27 protein-coding genes are annotated in these 21,815 nt (G+C 64.9%); 9 read left to right on the top strand and 18 right to left on the bottom strand.

What is annotated here, in order from left to right:
* Positions 1-44: 44 nt before the first annotated feature.
* Genes pgeF through lgt form a run of 3 tightly spaced genes read right to left on the bottom strand, consistent with a single transcriptional unit; the run spans position 45 to position 2,705 of the window.
* Positions 45-824, bottom strand: coding sequence for a peptidoglycan editing factor PgeF (gene pgeF / locus WJU21_RS05920; protein WP_346322481.1), 780 nt, complete (start codon positions 822-824; stop codon positions 45-47).
* Entirely contained in the window at positions 821-1,891 is a 1,071-nt protein-coding gene (locus WJU21_RS05915; RefSeq protein WP_346322480.1) for an SAM-dependent methyltransferase, read from the bottom strand. Before WJU21_RS05915 ends, pgeF begins: the two co-directional genes overlap by 4 nt.
* Positions 1,875-2,705 carry a prolipoprotein diacylglyceryl transferase gene (gene lgt / locus WJU21_RS05910; RefSeq protein WP_346323470.1) on the bottom strand — a complete coding sequence of 277 codons (831 nt, stop codon included), beginning with the start codon at positions 2,703-2,705 and terminating at the stop codon, positions 1,875-1,877. Before lgt ends, WJU21_RS05915 begins: the two co-directional genes overlap by 17 nt.
* A gap of 99 nt (positions 2,706-2,804) precedes the next feature.
* Between lgt and WJU21_RS05905 the strand changes: the two genes are divergently transcribed.
* The 4 genes from WJU21_RS05905 to WJU21_RS05890 all read left to right on the top strand — a co-directional run bounded on the left by WJU21_RS05905 (position 2,805) and on the right by WJU21_RS05890 (position 5,492).
* Positions 2,805-3,071, top strand: coding sequence for an accessory factor UbiK family protein (locus tag WJU21_RS05905; RefSeq protein WP_346322479.1), 267 nt, complete (start codon positions 2,805-2,807; stop codon positions 3,069-3,071).
* Positions 3,072-3,211: 140 nt separating this feature from the next.
* Positions 3,212-3,730, top strand: a complete 519-nt coding sequence (locus tag WJU21_RS05900; protein WP_346322478.1) for a YbjN domain-containing protein — start codon at positions 3,212-3,214, stop codon at positions 3,728-3,730.
* An 11-nt stretch (positions 3,731-3,741) separates the two neighbouring features.
* On the top strand, positions 3,742-4,575 hold the full coding sequence (proC, locus tag WJU21_RS05895; protein WP_346322477.1) for a pyrroline-5-carboxylate reductase: 834 nt from the start codon (positions 3,742-3,744) through the stop codon (positions 4,573-4,575).
* Positions 4,576-4,721: 146 nt separating this feature from the next.
* Complete coding sequence (locus WJU21_RS05890) at positions 4,722-5,492, top strand: SDR family oxidoreductase (RefSeq protein WP_346322476.1); 771 nt, start codon at positions 4,722-4,724, stop codon at positions 5,490-5,492.
* Here WJU21_RS05890 and WJU21_RS05885 read toward each other — a convergent pair.
* Positions 5,489-6,001, bottom strand: coding sequence for a MarR family transcriptional regulator (locus WJU21_RS05885; protein ID WP_346322475.1), 513 nt, complete (start codon positions 5,999-6,001; stop codon positions 5,489-5,491). The two genes, WJU21_RS05890 and WJU21_RS05885, sit on opposite strands and share 4 nt — an antisense overlap.
* Before the next feature lie 90 nt (positions 6,002-6,091).
* On the opposite strand from WJU21_RS05885, the gene WJU21_RS05880 reads away from it, so the two are divergent.
* Positions 6,092-6,970, top strand: coding sequence for a branched-chain amino acid aminotransferase (locus WJU21_RS05880; RefSeq protein WP_346322474.1), 879 nt, complete (start codon positions 6,092-6,094; stop codon positions 6,968-6,970).
* Here WJU21_RS05880 and WJU21_RS05875 read toward each other — a convergent pair.
* The 9 genes from WJU21_RS05875 to WJU21_RS05835 form a co-directional block, all read right to left on the bottom strand.
* Positions 6,918-7,352: a gamma-glutamylcyclotransferase family protein gene (locus tag WJU21_RS05875; protein WP_346322473.1), complete on the bottom strand. Its 435-nt coding sequence runs from the start codon at positions 7,350-7,352 to the stop codon at positions 6,918-6,920. The genes WJU21_RS05880 and WJU21_RS05875 overlap by 53 nt on opposite strands.
* Positions 7,349-7,798, bottom strand: coding sequence for a molybdenum cofactor biosynthesis protein MoaE (locus WJU21_RS05870; RefSeq protein WP_346322472.1), 450 nt, complete (start codon positions 7,796-7,798; stop codon positions 7,349-7,351). Before WJU21_RS05870 ends, WJU21_RS05875 begins: the two co-directional genes overlap by 4 nt.
* The gene (gene moaD, locus WJU21_RS05865; RefSeq protein WP_346322471.1) at positions 7,795-8,052 is read right to left on the bottom strand and encodes a molybdopterin converting factor subunit 1; all 258 of its coding nucleotides are present in this window, start codon (positions 8,050-8,052) and stop codon (positions 7,795-7,797) included. The genes WJU21_RS05870 and moaD overlap by 4 nt, the downstream gene beginning before the upstream one ends.
* Entirely contained in the window at positions 8,049-8,612 is a 564-nt protein-coding gene (gene pgsA, locus WJU21_RS05860) for a CDP-diacylglycerol--glycerol-3-phosphate 3-phosphatidyltransferase (protein ID WP_346322470.1), read from the bottom strand. The genes moaD and pgsA overlap by 4 nt, the downstream gene beginning before the upstream one ends.
* 39 nt (positions 8,613-8,651) lie before the next feature.
* Positions 8,652-10,580 carry an excinuclease ABC subunit UvrC gene (uvrC, locus tag WJU21_RS05855; RefSeq protein WP_346322469.1) on the bottom strand — a complete coding sequence of 643 codons (1,929 nt, stop codon included), beginning with the start codon at positions 10,578-10,580 and terminating at the stop codon, positions 8,652-8,654.
* 370 nt (positions 10,581-10,950) lie between these two features.
* Positions 10,951-11,361 carry a dihydroneopterin aldolase gene (folB, locus tag WJU21_RS05850; RefSeq protein WP_346322468.1) on the bottom strand — a complete coding sequence of 137 codons (411 nt, stop codon included), beginning with the start codon at positions 11,359-11,361 and terminating at the stop codon, positions 10,951-10,953.
* Complete coding sequence (locus WJU21_RS05845; RefSeq protein ID WP_346322467.1) at positions 11,358-12,122, bottom strand: SDR family oxidoreductase; 765 nt, start codon at positions 12,120-12,122, stop codon at positions 11,358-11,360. The genes folB and WJU21_RS05845 overlap by 4 nt, the downstream gene beginning before the upstream one ends.
* Before the next feature lie 163 nt (positions 12,123-12,285).
* Complete coding sequence (locus WJU21_RS05840; protein ID WP_346323469.1) at positions 12,286-12,753, bottom strand: Dps family protein; 468 nt, start codon at positions 12,751-12,753, stop codon at positions 12,286-12,288.
* Positions 12,754-12,839: 86 nt separating this feature from the next.
* Entirely contained in the window at positions 12,840-13,136 is a 297-nt protein-coding gene (locus WJU21_RS05835; RefSeq protein WP_346322466.1) for a hypothetical protein, read from the bottom strand.
* A gap of 46 nt (positions 13,137-13,182) precedes the next feature.
* Between WJU21_RS05835 and WJU21_RS05830 the strand changes: the two genes are divergently transcribed.
* Positions 13,183-14,127: a cobalamin-binding protein gene (locus WJU21_RS05830; RefSeq protein ID WP_346322465.1), complete on the top strand. Its 945-nt coding sequence runs from the start codon at positions 13,183-13,185 to the stop codon at positions 14,125-14,127.
* Entirely contained in the window at positions 14,124-14,663 is a 540-nt protein-coding gene (locus tag WJU21_RS05825; protein WP_346322464.1) for a GNAT family N-acetyltransferase, read from the top strand. Before WJU21_RS05830 ends, WJU21_RS05825 begins: the two co-directional genes overlap by 4 nt.
* Before the next feature lie 140 nt (positions 14,664-14,803).
* Here the strand turns inward: WJU21_RS05825 and WJU21_RS05820 are convergent, their stop codons facing one another.
* From WJU21_RS05820 to WJU21_RS05805, 4 genes are all read right to left on the bottom strand, one after another.
* The gene (locus WJU21_RS05820; protein ID WP_346322463.1) at positions 14,804-15,592 is read right to left on the bottom strand and encodes a hypothetical protein; all 789 of its coding nucleotides are present in this window, start codon (positions 15,590-15,592) and stop codon (positions 14,804-14,806) included.
* 222 nt (positions 15,593-15,814) lie between these two features.
* Positions 15,815-16,885 (bottom strand): histidine kinase dimerization/phosphoacceptor domain -containing protein, encoded by a 1,071-nt coding sequence (locus WJU21_RS05815; protein ID WP_346322462.1) that lies wholly within the window; start codon positions 16,883-16,885, stop codon positions 15,815-15,817.
* Between the two features lie 96 nt (positions 16,886-16,981).
* Positions 16,982-17,668, bottom strand: a complete 687-nt coding sequence (locus WJU21_RS05810; protein ID WP_346322461.1) for an HAD-IA family hydrolase — start codon at positions 17,666-17,668, stop codon at positions 16,982-16,984.
* A gap of 11 nt (positions 17,669-17,679) precedes the next feature.
* On the bottom strand, positions 17,680-18,882 hold the full coding sequence (locus WJU21_RS05805; RefSeq protein WP_346322460.1) for a pyridoxal phosphate-dependent aminotransferase: 1,203 nt from the start codon (positions 18,880-18,882) through the stop codon (positions 17,680-17,682).
* Between the two features lie 125 nt (positions 18,883-19,007).
* Here WJU21_RS05805 and uvrB point away from each other — a divergent pair, with 125 nt between their 5' ends.
* Complete coding sequence (gene uvrB / locus WJU21_RS05800; protein WP_346322459.1) at positions 19,008-21,194, top strand: excinuclease ABC subunit UvrB; 2,187 nt, start codon at positions 19,008-19,010, stop codon at positions 21,192-21,194.
* 104 nt (positions 21,195-21,298) lie between these two features.
* Positions 21,299-21,478, top strand: coding sequence for a hypothetical protein (locus WJU21_RS05795; protein WP_346322458.1), 180 nt, complete (start codon positions 21,299-21,301; stop codon positions 21,476-21,478).
* A gap of 177 nt (positions 21,479-21,655) precedes the next feature.
* Here the strand turns inward: WJU21_RS05795 and WJU21_RS05790 are convergent.
* On the bottom strand, positions 21,656-21,815 hold a 160-nt coding region (locus WJU21_RS05790), incomplete at its 5' end, for an SDR family oxidoreductase (RefSeq protein WP_346322422.1).

The following is a 21,815-nucleotide window of genomic DNA, read 5'->3' as shown; positions in this document are numbered from 1 at the left end:
ATGTTGTTTTGGACGCGACTGGCGGCGTCTTCGGGGATTCACTATCAGGCCGGTCCACGCCCCACAAGGGCAATCGCCGAGAGCTGGCGGCCATAATCCGGCTCTCCCCGGTGAGTCGTTCGGCGGTAACTGAAGAATCTGTCGGCGTCGGAATAGGTGTCGATGCCGAGTCGCTCGATGGTGCCGACACCAGCCTCGGCCAGCCGGGCTTCGATGAATCCGGGCAGGTCGAACAGGAAATGGCCGGGTTTGGGCGAGGGCGAGAAGAAGTGCTGGAACGCGTCGTACTTCAGCACGAAGCGGGCGCGGAACTCGGGGCCGACCTCGTAGGATTGCTGGGCGATGCAGGGGCCGATGGCGGCGCGAATCGCCGCAGGCCGTGATCCCAGCCGGACCATGGCCTGCACCGTCGCCTGCGCCACGCCCTTGAACGCGCCCTGCCAGCCGGCGTGACACGCGCCGACGACGCGGGCGACCGGGTCGGCGAACAGAACCGGCGCGCAATCGGCGGCCAGCACGCCCAGCGCCACGCCCGGGGCGCGGGTGACCATGGCGTCGGCTTTCGGCCGGCTTCCCGCGGTCCACGGTTTGGTGACGAACACCACGTCGTCGCCATGGACCTGATGCACGGTGCACAGCATGGATTCCGGCATGCCGAGCAGATCCATGGCAACCCGCCGGTTCTCGGCGACGTGCTGCGGCAGGTCATCCGAGCCGGGGCCGCAATTCAGCGAGGCATAGATGCCGTTCGAGACCCCGCCCTGGCGGGTGAAGAAACCATGCACCACATGGGGTACGGTCAGCCCGTGGGCGCGGATGATCATGAAAACCCCGCGGGCGGCGGCATATGGGGGTCGGTCAGCGCCAGGGCCTTGAACAGGCTGCCCATCTGGTCGGGCGCCGTCAGCCGGTGGACGGCCAGGTCGATCTCGCGGGCCTCCTCCGGCGTCGCGCTGCGCTTCAGCACCTGGGCGCGCACGAACACGCCCAGCGCCTCGAGAAACAGGGACTGGGGTGAGGGGCCGTGAACCACGGCGCCCGCGGCGTGGGCCTCGGCGGCCAGCGCCGCGAAATCCACATGGGCCGTCAGGTCGGCCTGGCCGGGCGCCTCGAGCGGATCGTGGTAGCGGTGGCCGCGAACCGCCTGAAGGCTGTCGCCGGGGCGGCTGGTGGTGGTGCCATAATCGACAAACAGGGCCGCGCCGCCCTGGTCCACAAGCCGGGCCGCGACATCGCGAATCAGCGCCAGCGCGGCCGGACAGGTCTCGGCCATGCTGCCCTGATCCGCCGAGTCGAGCGCACCGGGCAAGCCCGCGTCCTGCCTCGAGCGGGCGTCGCCCAGCGCCCATTCGAGGCGCGAGCCGTCGGCGGCCGCGGTGACAAGCCGCTCGCGCCAGCCATCAGCGTCCAGGCTGAACTGGCGGATCGGCAGGGCGTCGAGGAACTCGTTGGCGATCAGCACCATGGGGCCGGCCGGCACCTCGTCCAGGCCATCGGCCCAGTGCGCGTCGACCCGGCCGCGCTGCGCCTCGCGCAGCACGGGACTGGTCTCGATCAGCCACGGCTCGGGGAGCATGGCGGGCGCCACCCTCAGGGTACGCAATACATCGGCCATCAGGGTGCCGCGGCCGGGGCCCAGTTCGACGATCTTCAGGCGGCGCGGCCGGCCCATGGCATCCCAGCAATCGGCGACCCACAGCCCGATCAGCTCGCCGAATATCTGGCTGATTTCCGGCGCGGTGATGAAGTCGCCGGCAGCGCCCAAGGGATCGCGGGTGGCGTAATAGCCGTGGGCCGGGTCGGCGAGCGCGGCCTGCATGTATTCGGCGACACTCAGCGGACCTGCCTCGCGGATCCGCGCGATCAGCATGGCGTTAAGCGGGGTTGGCATGGGGCTGGGCCGGTTGCGCCTTCGCCCGGGCGAGCAGCCAGACGCCGAACAGGACCATGGGGATCGACAGCAGCTGGCCCATCGATGCGCCGAACCACAGGAATCCCAGGTAATTGTCGGGCTCGCGGAAGAACTCCACCACGATGCGCGACAGGCCGTAGCCGATCCAGAAGCAGCCGCACAGCGCGCCCGGCCGGAACCGCAGGCCGGTGCGGGTGAACAGCAGCCGCAGCACGACGAACAGCACCAGACCCTCCAGCGCGGCCTCGTAGAGTTGGCTGGGATGACGTGGCAGGCCATCGGAGCCGGGGAAGATCATGCCCCAGTCCGAACCCGTGGCGCGGCCATACAATTCGCCGTTGACGAAATTGGCGATGCGGCCAAGACCGAGACCGATGGGTACGGCGCAGCCGATCAGATCGCCGATGGCGTACATGGAGCGACGGGTGCGAAACGCATACAGGATGATGACGGCGGTCACGCCCAGCAGGCCGCCGTGAAACGACATGCCGCCTTGCCACACCTCCAGAATCCGCAGCGGATGTTCCAGGTAGTCCGCCGGCTTGTAGAACAGCACGTATCCAAGCCGGCCGCCCAGCACCACGCCTAGCATGATGTAAAACACCAGATCCTCGACCTGCTTCCGGTTCAGCGGCGGCCCGTTGGGCCACCACTTGTCGGCGATCAGACGGCCGAGATACCACCAGCCCAGCAGCAATCCGCTGATATAGGCGAGGGCGTACCATCGAATCTGGAAGAATCCGAGGTCAAGCGCGACCGGATCGAATGCGGGAAAGCTGATGGCGGCTGGCATCATGGCCTCAGAAAGCCTTGCAGAGGTAGAATCTGTCAAGCGTCTTGGAAACAGCGCCGGGCAACGCCATATTGCGCAGGCATCACCAAGGAGACCGCCATGCAGACGGAAAACCGGATTCTCAACGATTTGGGCAAGCTTGCCACCGGCGCCGCCGGTGTTTTTCAGTCCTTGCGCGAGGAAGTGGAGACCATGGTGCGCCAGCGCCTGGAGCGCGCCATCGCCGACCTCGACGTGGTTACCCGCGACGAATTCGAGGCGGTCAAGGAGATGGCTGCCAGGGCGAGACAGGAGAACGAGGCGCTCGCTGCCGAGAATGGCCGTCTTGCCGAACGCATCGCCGCGCTCGAATCCGTCCGCGGGTGAAGGCCGCCAGACGCCGACTTGTCCTGGTTGCGTCAGCACTGCTTCCACAACATCTAGGGACTTGAACCCGCCTGATATCAATGGCAGGCTAGATTTTGTGCTGCATCGCAATGCCGCACCATAATTGGAGGATCCGAGCTATGACGTCATTGAGCTCCGACCACGAAGTCACCTCCGTCGACCCTCTCGACTTGATCGAACAGATCGTCTCTGCAAACGAATGGCCGTATGACCGCCAGAACGAGCAGGAATTGACTGTTTTCGTGGCGGGAAACTGGGCTGAGTACAATCTGCACTTCGCGTGGAACGGCCCCCATTCGGCGAGCGACTTCGGCGGACTGCAGGTGGTCTGCGCGTTCGAAGGCCGCGTGCCGAAGGGAAGCAAGGCTCCCCTCCATGAATTGATGGCCAAGATCAACGCCCAGATGTGGCTGGGCCATTTCGACCTGGTCGAGGACGAAGGTCTGCTCATGTATCGGCACGGCGTGCTGATGTGCGAGGGGCAGACCGCGACGGCGCTGGAATGCGAGAATCTCATCGAGATCGCGATCACCGAGTGCGAACGATTTTTCCCTGCTTTCCAGTTTGTGCTCTGGGGTGGTAAGACACCCGCCGAGGCCATGGAAGCCGCGTTGTTCGAGACTGTCGGCACGGCCTGACTAGGAGTGTCGTGACGGAATTCGGCGCAATTGGCGCCAGCCGGCCGCTTGTGCTGGTTGGCGGTGGACGAATGGGCTCGGCGCTTCTGGCCGGATGGCTGGCTCAGGGGCTGCATGGCACCGCCATCATCGTGGTCGAGCCGGACGCCGAGACGTCCAGGCGGCTCAAGGCGGAAAATCCGGACGTCACCGTCGTGCCCGATCTGAAGAAGGTGCGCCGGGATCCCGAAGTCATGGTCCTGGCGGTCAAACCCCAGGTGATGGGCGACCTCCTGTCGGACGCCGCAGCGTTTCCCCAGGCCCTGTTCCTCTCCATAGCGGCCGGCAAGACGCTGGATTATTTTGCCCAGGCGTTCGGCGCCAATGCGGCGATCGTCCGGGCCATGCCCAACACGCCGGCCGCGATCGGTAAGGGCGTCAGCGTCTGTGTCGCCAGCGGCAAGGTGAAGGAGGACCAGCGCCGGCTGTGCACCGCACTGCTGGGCGCCGTGGGCACGGTCGCCTGGATCGACAACGAGAAGCTGATGGATGCGGTCACGGCCCTGTCCGGCAGCGGTCCGGCCTATGTATTCTACCTGATCGAATGCATGGCGGCGGCGGGCCAGGCGGCGGGCTTGCCGGCGGAACTGGCCGACATGCTGGCGCGCCAGACCGTGGCGGGCGCGGGCGCGCTGGTCGAGGCGTCAGACGACGAATCGACAGCCACGCTTCGCCGCAACGTCACCAGCCCCAACGGCACGACGGAAGCCGCGCTCAACGTACTGATGGGCGAAAACGGCCTTGCCCCGCTGCTGCGTCACGCTATCGAGGCGGCGGCACGGCGATCCAAGGAACTGTCGGCGTAAAACCCCGCTTCCTGTGCAAGCGGATGAGCGGCGTTCCTGCCGTCCGTTTCCGGCCCTTCGCCGGCCTCTCCCACGGGGCGAGGGCATTTGCGCGCATATGCTCCCGCCGCTAAGGTGCGTCTGCATCCTGGACAGGGGAGAATCTGATGGACGGGAAGGTCGTCATCGTTACCGGCGCCACGTCCGGCATCGGCGAAGCCGCTTGCTACCTGCTGGCAGGACGCGGCGCGAAGGTGATCGCGGCGGGCCGGCGTGCCGATCGTGGCGAGGCGGTTATCCAGCGCCTGCGCGATGCGGGCGGCGACGGCATTTTCGTGCAGGCCGACATGGCCTCGAATGATGACATTCGCCACATGGTCGATACGGCGGTTCGCACCTATGGCAGTCTCGACGGCGCGTTCAATAATGCAGGCACCGGCGGTGCGCGCGAACAGCTTCACGAATACAGCGACGACAACTGGAACCAGGTGGTCGCGGTCAACCTCACCGGCATTTACCGCTGCATGAAGTACCAGATCGGCGCCATGCTCGAGTCCGGCGCGAAGCAGCCCGGCGGCGCGTCGATCGTCAATACCGCCTCGACCCTGGGGCACCGGGCCAGCCACCTGTCGGGCGCCGCCTACACGGCCACCAAGCACGGCGTCATCGGCCTCAGCCGCCAGGCCGCGATCGCCTATGTCCGCGAGGGCATTCGGGTGAACGTGGTTTCGCCCGGCGCGACGGACACGGAGTTGCTGGCGCCGCTCAAGGCGATGGGGCCGGATTTCGTCAAGCAGGTCAATGAGACCAATCCGATCGGCCGCATGGCGACGGCCGAGGAGGTGGCGAACGCCGCCCTGTTCCTGTTGTCGGACGCCGCCGCCATGATCACCGGTCACGCACTGCCCGTAGACGGCGGCTTGCTGGCGCAGCTCTAGGGGGTGGTTGGTTGCCTGCCTGCGATCAGCGCCAGCACCTGCTCGCGTTCGTCCTCGTTGATGAGTTCGAGCAGCAGCCTGCGGAACGATTGCGAGGCCTCGGGGCCGGCCTTTTCGAACAGCCGGCGAAACCGGGCGCGCTGCGGATTGGACAGGGCGGTTTCGAAGGCTTCGCCCTTGTCGGTCAGATACAGCAGCCGCTGCCGCGCATCTTCGGGTCCGCGTTCCTGCGCGACGAAGCCTTCGTCGATCAGCTGCCGGAGTACCCGTGCCAGGCTCTGCTTGGTGATCTGCAGGATCGACAGCAATTCAGCCACGGTCATGCCGGGATTGCGGCTGACGAAATGGATCACCCGATGATGGGCGCGGCCCAGCGATCCGGCCGGGCTTTCATATTCGGCGAGCACCTTGTCCGGGTCGGCGACAAAGTCCCGATAGGCGAAAAACAGCAGCTCGATGGCTTGCCGGACTTCTTCGTCGGTGGGCTCTTTGATGGTTATGTCAGCCATGTTGACTTAGTTTAGACACAATGTTACTCAGTGCAACCGTCAAGAGTCAGATTGTTCCGCGCAACACGCTTCCGCCAAGGATATGCTCCCATGTCTCTCATTCCGTTTGACGATCGCGATGGCCACATCTGGTTCAACGGCAAGCTCGTGCCCTGGCGCGAGGCACAGGTTCACGTGCTGTCCCACGGCCTGCATTATGCCAGCGTCGTGTTCGAAGGACAGCGTGCCTATAACGGCGAAATCTTCAAGCTGAGAGAACACACCAGCCGCCTGTTCAACTCGGCGCGGATCCTTGATTTCGAGATTCCCTACACGGAAGACGAGATCAACGCGGCCTGCGACGAAGTGATGAAGGCCAACAACCTGCCCGACGGCTATTGCCGCCCGGTGGCGTGGCGCGGCCCGGAGCAGATGGGCGTGGCGGCGCAGGCGACCAAAACCCACGTCGCCATCGCCGGCTGGGCCTGGCCGTCCTATTTCGATCCTCAATTGCGCGACAAGGGCATCCGTCTGGATGTGGCGGAATGGCATCGTCCGGCGCCGAACTGCGCGCCGACGGCGGCGAAGGCGGCGGGTCTGTACATGATCTGCACGTTGTCGAAGCACGCCGCCGAGCGGAAGGGCTATAACGACGCGCTGATGTTCGACTATCGCAACCAGGTTGCCGAGGCGACCGGCGCCAATGTTTTCTTCGTCCAGGACGGCAAGCTCCATACGCCGACGCCGGATTGCTTCCTCGACGGCATCACCCGGCGCACGGTCGTGGGCCTGGCTCGCAAGCGTGGAATCGAGATCGTCGAGCGGTCGATCCAGCCCGAGGAGATGGAAGGCTTCGAGCAGTGCTTCCTGACCGGCACGGCGGCCGAAGTGACGGCGGTCGGCGAAATCGGCCCCTACAATTTCGTTGTCGGCGACATCACCAAGACGCTGCGAAGCGATTACGAACAGCTCGTGCGCGGCAACCGCTGAGCGGCTCGGCCGGCGCCCAGGGACCTTCCGGCGCCAGGCTGCCGGCGGGCGGCTTCCGGTTGTACACATAAACCCAGGCCCAGAGGGCGGGATTGGCGAGCAGGACGGGGCGCCGCAGATATTCCGACTGCTTCGGCCGGCGCGGCCAATAGGCCTCGAAGGCGTCGAGCAGGCGCAGCACCCGGGGATCCCTGATACGGTAGAGTCGGCCCTCGGTCATGCCCGGCCGGCGGGTCAGGCCCGGATAGGCGCCCAGATCGTGCAGCCTGCCGGGGATACGGCACGGTCCCACAAGGTCCAGCGCTTCAGCCAGCCGGAATTTCTCGAACGGCCCATGGCCCGGATTGAGTAGGCCGTAGAAGGCGATGTGCCGGGGACTCATTTGCGCCAGCGCGCGGCGGCCCTGTCGTCGGTGGCCTTGGCCTCGACCCAGCGATCACCGTCCGGACCCGCCTCGCGCTTCCAGAACGGCGCCTTGGTCTTCAGCCAGTCGACGAGGAATTCGGCGGCCTCGAAAGCGGCCTGGCGATGGGCGCTGGCGGTGATGACCAGCACGATGTTCTCGCCCGGCCCTAGCGGCCCATGGCGGTGGACGATCAGGCTGGCATCGAGCGGCCAGCGGTGGTTGGCCTCGGCCTCGATATCCGCCAGCATGCGCTCCGTCATGCCGGGATAATGCTCCAGGGTCATGGTGCTGATGGCGGCGTCGCCGGCAAAGTCACGCACCAGGCCGGTGAAGGTTACCACGCCGCCGATATGGGTCTTGCCGCCGGTCAGCGCGGCGATCTCGGCGCCGATGTCGAAATCATCCGTCTGCACCCGGATCACGGGCACCCTCCGGTAACCGGCGGAAAAAACGCCACCTCGTCGCCGGGACTCACCGTGTCGCCGGGATCGGCGAAGTCCTGGTTGACGGCGGCGCGGATCACGTCCCGCTGCGCGAAGGCATGGGCATGGCCCGGGCTGCGCGCCGAGAGCCAGTCGATGAGATCCGCAACGGTGTTGACGCCGGCAGGCGGGTCGACGTCTTCCTCGCCGGTGCCGACCCGTTCGCGCAGCCAGGCGAAGTAGAGCACCTTCATGGCGCGCGCGGTCCTGTCAGGTGGCGCAGGCCGGCCCGCAGATAGTCGTAGCCGGTGTAGAGCGTCAGCACGGCCGCGATCCATAGCCCGAAGGTCCCGATCTCGACCGCATAGAGATGGCGGGCCGCGTCGCCCGCCAGCAGGAACGCGATGGCGACGATCTGTACGGTGGTCTTCCACTTGGCGAGCCTGCTGACCGGCAGGCCCACCTTGATTTCGGCCAGCACCTCGCGCAGCCCCGACACCAGCATCTCGCGGCACAGGATGACCACGCCCGGAATCAGGTGCACGCCGGTGAGCGGGCCCTTGGCCGCCAGCATGAACAGGGCGGACGCGACCAGCAGTTTGTCGGCGACGGGATCGAGGAACTGGCCCAGCTTGGATTGCACGCCCAGGGCGCGCGCCACATAGCCGTCGAAGAAGTCAGTGATCCCGGCGGCCACGAACAGGCCGAGCGCCAGCCATTGCTTGAGCGGCGCATCGAGCCAGAATGTGCCGATGAGCGCCGGAATGACCAGGATGCGCGAGAGGGTCAGGAGGTTTGGTATGGACGAGATCATGCCGTTCCGTTCGCGGATTGGCGCGACTATAACGCCGCGTCATCCTTCTGCGTGGAAATAATCGTAAACCTTGCGCGCGACAGCCTTGCTGATGCCGTCCGCCGACTCAAGGTCCTCGAGCGCCGCACCCGCCACCGCCCGTGCCGAACCGAAGTGGGCGAGCAGCGCCTTCTTGCGGCCCGGTCCGACGCCGGGCACCTCGTCGAGCTGCGACTTCTTCATGGCGCCGGCGCGCTTTTGCCGGTGGGTGCCGATGGCGAAGCGGTGAACCTCGTCGCGTATCCGCTGCAGGTAGTACATCACGGCGCTGCGCGGATCGAGGGTGAACGGTTCGCGCCCCGGCAGGAAGAATCGCTCGCGGCCCGCATTCCTGTCGGCTCCCTTGGCGATGGCGACAAGGGGCAGATCCTCGATGCCCAGTTCCGCCAGCACCTGCTCGGCCGCGGCGAGTTGACCGGCGCCGCCGTCGATCAGCACCAGATCGGGCCATTGACCCCGGCTGCGTTCGGGATCCTCCTTGACCAGCCGGCCGAAGCGCCGGGTCAGCACCTCGCGCATCATGCCGTAGTCGTCGCCGGGCGCCAGCCGGCTGTCCTTGATGTTGAACTTGCGGTAGTTGTTCCTCATGAAGCCGTCCGGCCCCGCGACGATCATGGCGCCGATGGCGTTGGTGCCCGAGATGTGACTGTTGTCGTAAGCCTCGATGCGCCCGGGCGGCCCTTCCAGGTCGAAGACGGTGGCCAGTTCCGACAGCACAAGTTGCTGCGAGGCACTTTCCGCCATGCGCAGGGCCAGCGCGTCCCGGGCGTTGCGCAGGGCCAGGTCGATCATCTTGGCCTTGTCGCCCCGCTTGGGGACCACCAGCGATACCTTGCGCGGCGACTTCAGCGACAGCGCCTCCTCCATCAGCGGCCGTTCGGCGAAGTCGTGGCTGATCAGGATGGTCTGCGGCGCCGGACGGCTGTCGTAGAACTGGCCGATGAATGCCTCCAGTACCTCTTCGAGCCCCTGCGTCGTGTCGTGCTTGGGAAAATAGGCGCGGTTGCCCCAGTTCTGGCCCGCACGCAGGAAGAACACCTGCACGCAGCTTTGCGCGCCCTGCTGGTGCACGGCGATGACGTCGGCATCCTCAAGGTCGCCGGCGGTGACTCCCTGGTGACCCTGGATGCTGGCCAGTGCCTTGATGCGGTCGCGGATCGCGGCAGCGCGCTCGAACTCCATGGCCTCGCTGGCCTGCATCATCTGCTCGGACAGGTCGCGCTGCACCCGCTGGCTCTTGCCGCCGAGAAACGTCCGGGCATCGTCGAGCAGCGCGTCATATTCCTCGCTGGTGACGCGGCCGACGCATGGCGCCGAGCAGCGCTTGATCTGGAACAGCAGGCAGGGACGGGTGCGCGCGGTGAACACGCCGTCCGAACACGAGCGCAGCAGGAATGCCCGCTGCAGCGTATTGAGCGTGGAGTTGACCGCACCCGCCGAGGCGAAGGGGCCGAAATAATGGCCCTTGAGGTTCTGTGCGCCGCGATGCTTCTTGATTTGCGGCCACTGGTGGTCGGTGCGGATCAGGATATAGGGAAAGCTTTTGTCGTCGCGCAGCAGCACGTTGTAGGGCGGCATGTAGCGCTTGATCAGTTGCGCTTCGAGCAGCAGGGCCTGGCTCTCGGTCTCGGTGGTGACGACGATCAGGTCGTGCACCCGGCCGATCATCCGGGTGACCCGGTTGGTATGGGCCTTGCCGCTTGCATATTGCCCGACGCGGGCCTTCAGATTGCGCGCCTTGCCCACATACATGACGTCGCCATGCTGATCCAGCATCCGGTACACGCCTGAACCCGCAGGAAGTTTGCGCGCTTTCGTACGAATCAGCGCGCGACCGGAGAGGGCCGGTGCGTCAGTTGGCGAGGCCGCCGATTCGGAGGCCTCGTTCCCAATATCGCTGTTGATTTCGTCGTCCGGTATTAACGTCATGTGTGCAGGCATCGTGGTTAAGCGACTGGACTCTAGGATGGATTGGCGAACCAATCCAACAGGTCTGATCGGGTGTCCCAATACCCCATTTGTGGCGCGGCGTACTATCCACGGATTCTGTGGATAAGTCTGTGTACAAGGTCCCTGCGCGGGCGTGTGGGCCGCAGAACCCTTGGAGTCTCATCGGGTTGCCCAAATTATAGGCAAATTATACAAACTATTGAAAACAAAAGACTTTTGTAGCCGAAAGCGTCATGGAAGTTTAACGGTGTTGTAATCCATCGAGAGTCAAGCGCGCTAAGCCCTCTGTGTGCACAACTTTAGATGATGTGACCGCTGCGCCGCGATATGGGATGAATTGTGACATTTTTCAGGCACTTGTCCGCTCGATCTCAACGCCCACGCTAGCGACGTTCGCAAACGCGTCCAGCTTTTCCACGCGGACTCTCACGGTAACCACGTCCGGAGTGGCCAGGATTTCCTGGGCGATCTCCTCGGCCAGTGTCTCCACCAGGTTCACATGGCCGCGCGCGACGATCGCCGTGGTGGCCTCGACGACCTCCTGGTAGCAGACAACATGTGCGATGTGATCGGCCGGCAGCGGGTGCCGGTCCACCACGGACAGGTCCAGGTTGATCCGCAGGCGTTGGACGACTCCCTGCTCATGGGCATGGATGCCGATATGACCGTCGAGCATCAGGTCCCGTACGAAGACGTGGCGGATGCGCCTGTCGGCATCGGCGACCCGGAAGGGAACGACGGTGTTATCGGGATTGCTCATTCCGCTCCCATCACGTCAGGCGTCTGCCAGGCCAGATGCTGTCCGCCGTCCAGTGCGATCATCTGGCCGGTCATCGAAGGCGCGTCCAGGATCAGGGAGACGGCGGCGACGAATTCATCGAGCGCGGGTCCGCGCTCCAGCGGCAGCGCCGCCACCTGTGCCGCGAAATCCGCGTGAGACTGGCGGACATTGGGCAATGTGGGTCCGGGCGCGATGGCGTTGACCCGAATTCGGGGCGCAAGCGCCTGCGCCAGTGTCTGGGTCAGGGTCCAAAGCGCAGCCTTGCTGATCGTGTAGGAGGTAAACAGGGGCGTCAGCCGCAATACCCGCTGATCGATCAGGTTGATGATGTTGCCGGGTTCGTCATCTGGCAGGTTGGCGGCAAGCTGCTGGGCGAGCACCAGCGGGGCGCGCAGATTGATATCCATGTGCCGGTCCCAGCTCTCGCGGGTGACGGTCAGCGCGTCGTCACGCTCGAAAATCGAGGCGTTGTTGACCAGACAGGTCACCGGCCCCAGCGCGGCGGCCGCGCGTGTCACCAGCGATTCCACCTGCACCTCGTCGGCGAGGTCCGCAGGCACCGCTGCGGCGTGGCCGCCGTGGCGCTGGATGTCGCGCACGGTTTCCTCGGCGGCCAGGTCTGATTGGTGGAAATGCACCGCCACGGCCCAGCCGCGCTCGGCGAGGCCGAGAGCGATGGCGCGCCCGATGCGGGCGCCGGCGCCGGTAACCAGCGCTGTCCTGACCGTTTTGGTGTTCATGGGCCGATTCGGCTTCAGGGTTTCCTGTTGGGCTGCCTTCTATATAGACGTTCGACTGATTCTGGAAACCGCTTGAGGCGGGGCAGGGGCGCGTGCAGGGCTCAACCCGGCTTCCGGCGCATATCCGCGACAGGCAGTTGATCTGGTCCGGCCCGCTCGCCGGTCAGGCCAGCAGGCTGCGCAGCATCCAGGCGTTCTTTTCCGAAACCTGCATGCGCTGGGTCAGCAGGTCGGCGGTCGGCTCGTCATGGGCCTTGTCGGCCAGCGGGAACACCGAGCGTGCGGTACGGACCAGGGTCTCATGCGCATTCACCAGGTTGCGGATCATGTCCTCGGCCTTTGGAACGTCGTCCTCTTCCTTGATGGCGCTGAGCTTGGCCAGCGACTTGTAGGTGCCTGGCGCGTAGACGCCCAGCGCCCGAATCCGCTCGGCGACCAGATCGACCGCCAGCGCCAGTTCGGTGTACTGGGTCTCGAACATCAGGTGGAGGGTCTGGAACATGGGGCCGGTCACGTTCCAGTGATAATTGTGTGTCTTGAGATAGAGGGTGTAGGTATCCGCCATCACGTGCGACAGGCCTTCGGCGATGGCCTTGCGCTGCTTCTCGGGGATGCCGGTGTTGATTTCCATGCCCATGTCCTGCTCCATCCAAAGATTAGACTGATTCCAACATAGGCCCGGAAACGCCGGATGCAAGCGCGCGAATCGGCAGGGCGCTATGTGCTGGCGGGCTTGTCCGCCCGGGCTTGTTTCGCCGGCTTGCCGCGCCGGATGAACCGCCGCAGGGGACGGAGAAATCTGGGGTATCGATGCTCCATCCGGATAAACATGCGCTTGGCCGTGTAGGACTGGCTGAGGATGATCACCAGGCCGGCCGCAGCCACCGGAATGCCGCCGGGACCGGGCAGGATGCCGATAATCGGCCCCGCGATCACCAGCATCCAGCCGGTGCCAAGCAGCACGACTTTCTTGACGGTGAAGCCCTGGGCGGGATTGTCTTGCGGTGAGGCCATCATCAATATCTGGTGCGCCCATCACGCCACAGCAAGGAATTAGACGATGCCGGTCCCATCCAAGCGAGTCGTCTCGCTCATCGCCAGCGCTACCGAGATCGTTTGCGCGCTGGGAAAGCGTGACTGGCTGCTGGGACGGTCCCACGAATGCGACTATCCGCGGTCGGTCGAATCGCTGCCCCGGCTGACCGAACCCAAGCTCGACGTGCACGGCACGTCGCTGGAGATCGACACCCAGGTCAAGACTCTGCTCAAGGAAGGGCTGTCCGTTTACCGGGTCGACGTGGACCTGCTGCGCGGGATCGACCCGGACGTGATCGTCACTCAGGACCAGTGCGAGGTCTGCGCCGCCAGCCTGGCCGATGTGGAGGCGGCACTGTGCGACTGGACCGGCCGCGACGTGGATATCGTGTCGCTGCGGCCCGACTCGCTGGCCGACGCCTGGACCGATATCGAACGGGTCGCGGCGGCGCTGGATTGCGCGGAAGACGGCGCGGCTTTGATTGCCGTACTGAAAGCCCGGATGCGGGGTGTGACGCAGCGCTGCGCCGGGCTGCCGAAGCCCACCGTCGCCTGTATCGAATGGATCGATCCGCTGATGGCGGCGGGCAACTGGATGCCCGAACTGGTCGAGATGGCGGGCGGCGTGAACCTTTTCGGCGAGGCGGGCAAGCACTCGCCGTGGATGACCTGGGAGCAGATCCGCGCCGCCGATCCGGATGTCATCGCCATCCTGCCCTGCGGCTTCGACATGCCCCGGGTGCTGGAGGAGATGCCGTTGCTGACCGGCAAGCCGGGCTGGACCAGCCTCAAGGCCGTGCGTGCCGGCCGGGTCTATGTCACGGATGGCAACCAGTACTTCAACCGGCCTGGCCCGCGCCTTGCCGAATCGCTCGAGATTCTCGCCGAGATCCTGCATCCGGGCCGCTTCGACTTCGGCCACAAGGGCAGCGGCTGGATGCGCTTCGAAAATGCCCGCGAGGCCGCATGATCGTCACCGACCGTCTCAGGCTCAGACCTTGGCGCGAGGCGGACAAGCCCGCCTTCGCGGCGGCGACCAATACGGAAGCCGTGATGCGGCACCTTGGCGGCGTCATGACGCGCGAGGCGATGGACGCGGTGGTCGACGGCCAGATCGCGCGGCAGGCCGAACAGGGTATGTGTTTCTGGGCGGTGGAGACGCGCGCCGACGAACGCCTCATCGGTTTCTGCGGCCTGCGCTATTCGAGCCTTCCCGGCACCGGCCTTATCGACGAACTGGAGATCGGCTGGCGTCTGGCCGAAGCCGAATGGGGCAAGGGCTACGCAAGGGAAGCGGCGGCCGCCAGTATCGAATGGGGCTGGGAGAACACGCCGCGTGACCGGATCGCCGCGTGGACTGTTCCCGCGAACACGCCGTCGTGGGGGCTGATGATCCGCCTCGGCATGACCCACCGCTTGGACCTCGATTTCGAGCACCCGCGCTTCCATGTGGGCCACCCGCTCAGCCGGCATGTGGTGTATGTGGTGGAGCGGCCGGTCAGCTGACGGTCTGGAGACCTTCCGACCGGGGGAGCCAGCTCAAGGAAATGTCTTCGGCCAGTCGAATTCGGCGAACATGGCAAGGATATCCGCTTCATCGTAGTCCTCCTTGACGCTCGCGACGCGGAAGCCGATATGCGTGTCGCCTAAGGGATGAAGAAGGTCTCAACCCTCCAGGTGGCCCCCTCTCTTTCCACATCCTGCCAAAGCCGGCGGACGCCGGTATGGAGCGGCTGTCCCACCTCGAAATTTCCGTACAGGAAGTCGGCCCCCTCGATGCCTAGCCACAATACCGCCTCATCCGACAAGCGATGAAGGCTCTGATCCCAATCGAGCGAGCCGATCCAGATCGTCACCCTCACCTCGAGGCGGCGCGGCAATTCGGTCCTGTAGAAAATGGTGCCGTCCATGCCGTCGGACGCCTCGAAGCTGCGCTCCGCGCGCAGCAGCGCTCCGAACGACGTAGGGAAACGGATATTGCCGTGGGTGTGGATGACGTCGCCTGTGCCCGCATCCACGGTCCAAGCCAAATGGTCCACTGCCGAAGTGATCTTCAGATGGCGTTCGCGGACCGGGGCTGCCGCATCGGACTCGCCGCGTATCTCCAGGCTTTTTGCCCACATGTTGAGGGGGCTGACCGCGCGCGAGAGGTCGCCGAGGGCCTCGGCGAGATCTGCGGTACGTTCGAGCATCGATTCGGCCTGCTCCGTTTCGCCCTGCCACAACATGGTCATGCCGAGGTAGTAGTTGGTCTGCAGGCGGCAGTCATCCGGCATATCGTCAGTCAGCAGTCGGCTTAATCCTGCCCGCGCCTGTCTGAGTTGGTGGGCCTCCATCGAATACACCGCCTTTGACATGGCGGCTTCCCACCGGTCTCGGTCAAAGGGCTGCGGCTGGCGCTCGCCCCTGATAACGGAAATGAGCTTCGACAACATGATCGCCCCCAAATGTCCTGGCGCGGTCAAGAACATAAACAGAACATTTCGGGCGATCAACTATTTTGTCGACACCTGACAGTCAGTCGGCTGGGTTTATCCCCAGCAACTCCGGTACCAAGCGCATGTCGCAGAACGGATGGCCGGCGGAAAGCTCGGCGGGCTGGTGCGCCGGGCTGACGACATAGGCCAGCGCCTTCATGCCGGCCGCCTGCGCCGCCTTCAGGCCGCGTCGGACAGCTGGGGCGTGAAGATGCTGTGGGTGATCGTAACCCGCGTTCCCTTGGGGCTGCTCGACACGCCCACACTGGCATCAAGCTGATTGCTGAGCGCATCGACAAGGCTTGTGCCAAGCCCCGCTTTCGCCCCGTCGGCGGCAGGCGCCTTGCCGCAACCGTTGTCGGTGACCGAGAGCCGCCAGCCGGTATCGTTGGTGTCATAGGAGACGATAATCTCCGCACCGGGCGTATCATCGGGAAAGGCATGCTTGAGCGCGTTGATGACCAGTTCGGTGACGATGAGGCCGATACTGACTGCCTCGTGCGACAGGGCGGTGCCGGCCTGTGCGCGGACCAGCAGGGCTATGGGCCGGGCATCACCGATCATCGATCCCGCAAGGGTTTCGCACAACCGGTTCAGGTAAGGCGCCAGCTCGATGGAGTCGCCATGTGCGGACGCCTGGAGCTGTTCCTGGACGGCGGCGACCGACATCACCCGCTGGTGGGCATCGCGCAGGTGCAGGCGGGTTTCCTCGGACTGCACCCTGCGTGCCTTCAGCATCAGGATGCTGGCGATGATCTGCAGGCTGTTCGCGACACGGTGCTGCATTTCCTGGAGCAGCATCTTGGACTGTTGCAGCATGTCCTGGGCCAGCCGTTCTGCGGCGCGCCATTCCGTCACGTCTTCCATGGCGAGCAGGATCAGGCGTTCCGCACTGCTCTCGAAGTACACGCTGCGGGCGTTCAGCAGCATGATGCGATGGCCTGTGCCCGCGAAGTCGTGCTCGACCTGATAGCCTTCCATGACCGATTGCTCGGGGAGAATCTGCTCGAGCAGCACGCGAAGCTCGGGAATATCCCACTTGGCGTTTCCAAGCATGTAGATGGCGCGGCCTTCCACCTCCTGCTGCTGCATCTGAAAGATGACATAGAAGGATCGGCTGGCGGCGACGACGCGCAGCTCCTGATCGAGCACCAGCAAGGGCTCGCGCACCGTGTCCACGATCGCCTGCGCCAGCAGGTGTGCATCGGCGACCTTGGTGAAAGGGTGCGGGGTGTCGATGGGAGGGTTCAAACGCTGCTCCATTTCGGCTTCAAGCGTTGCAGCCATGGCGGCACAATAGCAGATCGGCGCCTGCATTGTACCAATTCGCACGGGAGGACAATGCGTCTAGGCGAACCCGAGCAGCGCCGGGACCTGCCGCATATCACCAATGGGATGGCCGCCGGATAGATCGGCAGGCGCGTGCGCCGGGCTGGCGACATAGGCCAGTGCCTTCATGCCGGCCGCCATCGCCGCCTTCAGGCCGGCGGCGCTGTCCTCGATCACCATGCAGTCTTCGGGCGCCGCGCCCATGACCTTGGCCGCGTGAAGGAACAGGTCGGGGAAGGGCTTGCCGCGCTTCATGTCCTGGCCGCTGAACAGCCTGCCCTCGAAATGCGATAGCAGGCCGGTGATGCCCAGGCTGGTGTTCATCTTGGAAACCGAGCCATTGGAGCCGACGCAAATCGGTATGCCGGCGGCTTCTAGCGCGACAATCAGTTCCTTCACATGCGGGATCGGCTCAAGCCCGGCGTGGAACGCCGCTTCGGTTGCGACGCGCACCTCTTCGAGCCAGTCGCTTCCCAGCGACAGGTCGTAGCGGCGGTTCACGTCCTCGACGACGGCCTGCATGGTGAGACCCATGTAGCGGGCCGAGATGTCGCCCGCCGCGACGGCGACGCCCTGCAGCGAGAGCAGGTCGGCGATCACACGGTCGCCGATCGCCTCCGAATCAACCAGCACGCCGTCGCAGTCGAAGATGACCAGCTTCGGCGGTGAAAGGAGCGGGAACGGCGAGGGTTCCCGCTCCATCATTTCCTGGCTGCTCAGCTAAGCGCCGCGCAGGCGCGCTGGATGCGCCGGCAGGCTTCTTCCAGCGCCTCGGTCGAGGTGGCGTAGGAGATGCGGAAATGCGGCGACAGGCCGAACGCGGCGCCGAACACCACGGCGACGCCCTCGGCTTCCAGCAGATAGTTGGCCACATCCGCGTCGTTGTGCAGCTCCAGCCCGGCCGGCGTTTTGCGGCCGATCATGCCGGCGCAGCTCGGATAGACATAGAACGCGCCCTCGGGCGTCGGACAGGACATGCCCTTCGCCTGGTTGAGCATGGACACGACGAGGTCGCGCCGTTCCTTGAAGATGGCGTTGCGCTCGGCGATGAAGTGCTGCGGGCCGTTCAGCGCCGCGACCGTGGCCGCCTGGCTGATCGACGACGGGTTTGAGGTGCTCTGGGACTGCATCTTGGCGATGGCCTTGATGAGCGGTGCCGGGCCGCCGCCATAGCCGATGCGCCAGCCGGTCATGGCATAGGCCTTGGCCACGCCATTCATGGTCAGCGTGCGGTCGAACAGGCCGGGTTCCACCTGCGCTGGTGTGTGAAACTTGAAGCCGTCATAGACCAGATGCTCGTAGATATCGTCCGAGAACACCCAGACATGGGGATGGCGCAGCAGCACGTCGGTCAGTGCCTTGATCTCGTCATAGGTATAGGCAGCGCCCGACGGGTTGGACGGCGAGTTGAAGATCAGCCATTTGGTGCGATCGGTGATCGCCGCCTCCAGCTGGTCGGCGGTCATCTTGAAACCGGTGGCGATGGTCGCCTCGACAATGACCGGCGTGCCGCCGCACAGCTGGACGATGTCCGGGTACGACACCCAGTACGGCGCCGGGATGATCACCTCGTCGCCGGCATTCACCGTCGCCATCATGGCGTTGAAGATGGTGTGCTTGCCGCCGCAGTTCACGGTGATCTGGTCAGGCTTGTAGATCAGCCCGTTCTCGCGCTGGAACTTGCCGCAGATCGCCTCCTTCAGCTCCTTCGTGCCGTCAACGTCGGTGTATTTCGTCTGGCCATCGCGGATCGCCTTGATGGCGGCTTCCTTGATGTTGTCCGGCGTGTCGAAGTCCGGCTCGCCGGCCCCCAGGCCGATCACGTCCAGACCGGCCGCCTTGAGTTCACGGGCCTTGGCCGTCACCGCGATGGTGGGCGATGGCTGGATGCGTCCAATGGCATCGGAGAAGAAGCTCACGGCGGTACCTTTCCTGTCTATGGAGCGGGTCGCAAAACGGGCCGGACCCTACGCTTGAGCATCCTTGCGTTCAAGCGGCAATCGAGGACTCGAAATACACCCTAGCATCGCCATATAACCAGTCCATGTCCGATCCAGTGCTCGCCGACAACGCCTATCCCTTCGATCCGCCGAAAGTCGTGCGGCCGCCGAAGGGCGAGGGCGGCATTCCACTGAAGGTGGAAAGCCCGTATGTGCCCGCGGGCGATCAGCCGCGCGCCATCGCCGAACTGGTGCAGGGCGTGCGCAACGCCGAGCGCGACCAGGTGCTGCTGGGTGTGACCGGCTCGGGCAAGACCTTCACCATGGCCAAGGTCATCGAGACCACCCAGAAGCCGGCGCTGATCCTGGCGCCGAACAAGACCCTGGCGGCCCAGCTCTACGGCGAGATGAAGTCGTTCTTTCCGTCGAACGCGGTGGAGTACTTCGTCTCCTACTACGATTATTACCAGCCCGAGGCCTATGTGCCGCGGACCGATACCTATATCGAGAAGGAATCCAGCATCAACGAGCAGATCGACCGCATGCGCCATTCGGCGACGCGGGCGCTGCTGGAGCGCGACGACGTGATCATCGTCGCCTCGGTGTCGTGCATCTACGGCATCGGGTCGGTGGAAACCTATTCGGCGATGACCTGCGAGGTGAAGATGGGCCAGTCCATCGACCGGACGACCTTGCTGCGCCGCTTCGCCGAACTGCAATACAAGCGCAACGACCAGTCGCTGTCGCGCGGCACGTTCCGCGCCAAGGGCGACGTCATCGAACTCTTTCCCAGCCATCACGAGGACCGCGCCTGGCGCATCTCGCTGTTCGGCGACGAGGTCGAGAGCATCGTCGAGTTCGACCCGTTGACCGGCGAGAAGACGGCCAGGCTGGACAGCATCAAGGCCTATCCCAGCTCGCATTACGTGACGCCGCGGCCGACCCTGGACCAGGCGATCAAGCAGATTGCCCGCGACCTGGAGATCAGGCTCGATGAACTGCGCCGTGACGGCAGGCTGCTGGAGGCCGAGCGGCTGGAGCAGCGGACCCGGTTCGATATCGAGACCATGGCCGCGACCGGGGTCTGTGCCGGCATCGAGAACTATTCCCGCTATCTGACCGGACGGCCGCCGGGCGCGCCGCCGCCGACCCTGTTCGAGTACCTGCCGCCCGAGGCGCTGGTGATCGTCGACGAAAGCCACGTCACCATCGGCCAGCTCAATGCCATGTACAACGGTGATTTCCGCCGGAAATCCGTGCTGGCCGAATTCGGCTTCCGGCTGCCCAGCTGCATCGACAACCGGCCGCTGAAGTTCGAGGAATGGAACGCCATGCGGTCGCAGACCGTCTACGTGTCGGCGACGCCCGGCCCGTGGGAGCTGGAGCAGACCGGCGGCGCATTCGCCGAACAGGTAATCCGGCCGACCGGCCTGACCGATCCGGACATCTTCATCCGTCCGGTGGAGAGCCAGGTCGACGACCTGATCGCCGAATGCAAGCTGGTCGCGGCCAAGGGACAACGAATCCTGGTTACCACGCTGACCAAGCGCATGGCCGAGGATCTGACCGAATATCTGCACGAGAACGGCCTGCGGGTGCGCTACATGCATTCGGATATCGAGACGCTGGAGCGCATCGAGATCATCCGCGACCTGCGGCTGGGCGTGTTCGACGTGCTGGTCGGCATCAACCTGCTGCGCGAGGGCCTCGACATTCCCGAATGTGCGCTGGTCGCCATCCTGGATGCCGACAAGGAAGGCTTCCTGCGTTCCGAGACGGCCCTGGTGCAGACCATCGGCCGCGCCGCGCGCAACGTCGAGGGCAGGGTGATCCTGTATGCCGACAAGATCACCGGCTCGCTCAAGCGCGCCATCGACGAGACCAACCGGCGCCGGAGCAAGCAGGAAGCCTACAACGAGCTGCACGGCATCACGCCCGAGAGCATCAAGCGCGAGATCAGCGACGTGATGCAGAGCGTCTATGAGGCCGACTACGTGACCGTCGAAACCGGCGACAGCGGCGTGCAGCATCTGGTGGGCCACAATCTGAAGACCCATCTGGACGACCTGAAGAAGCGCATGCTGGACGCGGCCGCCAATCTGGAATTCGAGGAGGCGGCCCGGTTGCGCGACGAGGTCCGCCGGCTGGAAGCCAGCGAACTGGCGGTAGCCGAGGATCCGCTGGCGCGGTCGACTGGGTTCGAGTCCAATGTGCCCGCGGGCAAGGGACGCTCCATGTCAGGGCGTCCCGGCACCCGTCAATGGCGCGGCAAGGGCAAGAAGCGGCGGTAGGGCGATCCTGGCGCGGCGGGCCATGCGGGCCGATTGACTGCGATCAATGCCGCCCGGCCGGGGCTGGCCGATGCTCCCTCCATCTTACCTGGATGGAGTCAGCCATGTTGCATGCCGAAATGGTGCTTGTCGTTCCCGTCCTCGCCTTCACCTTCCTGGTGATGGGATGGATCGTGTCCCAGTTCCGCAGCTATCTGAAACAGCGCGACGCGATCATGGCGTCGTGGGAGGAAGACCACAGTCCCGTTTACCAGGACAACCACCATCACCGCGAGGCGGCCTGACGTCGTTTGGCCGGTGGCGGGTCGGGGTGTGTTTGCTGGCCGGTGGGCCGGCCGCCGCCGCCAATGCGATGACGTGACGCCCTCCCGCCGGAGAGGCCAAGCGAGCATGGCCTCGTGCCGCCCATGAAAAACCGGGCTCGGTGATACGAGCCCGGTTTTCGCAGTCTCGGACGGGTTCTAGAACTTGACGCGTTTGTTCTGGCCGCCGTCGACGGTGACGTTGACGCCGGTGACCCAGCTGGCCGCCGAGGAGAGCAGGAAGACGATGACGTTGGCGACTTCCTCGGGCTTGCCGTAGCGGCCCATGGCGATGGTCGAGAGGACATGCTTGAAGAAG

Origin of the sequence: Emcibacter sp. SYSU 3D8 (assembly GCF_039655875.1) — a bacterium.
GTDB lineage: Bacteria > Pseudomonadota > Alphaproteobacteria > SMXS01 > SMXS01 > RI-34.
Note: the sequence above shows the minus strand (reverse complement) of the source record. Positions and strands in the feature narration are given on the sequence as shown.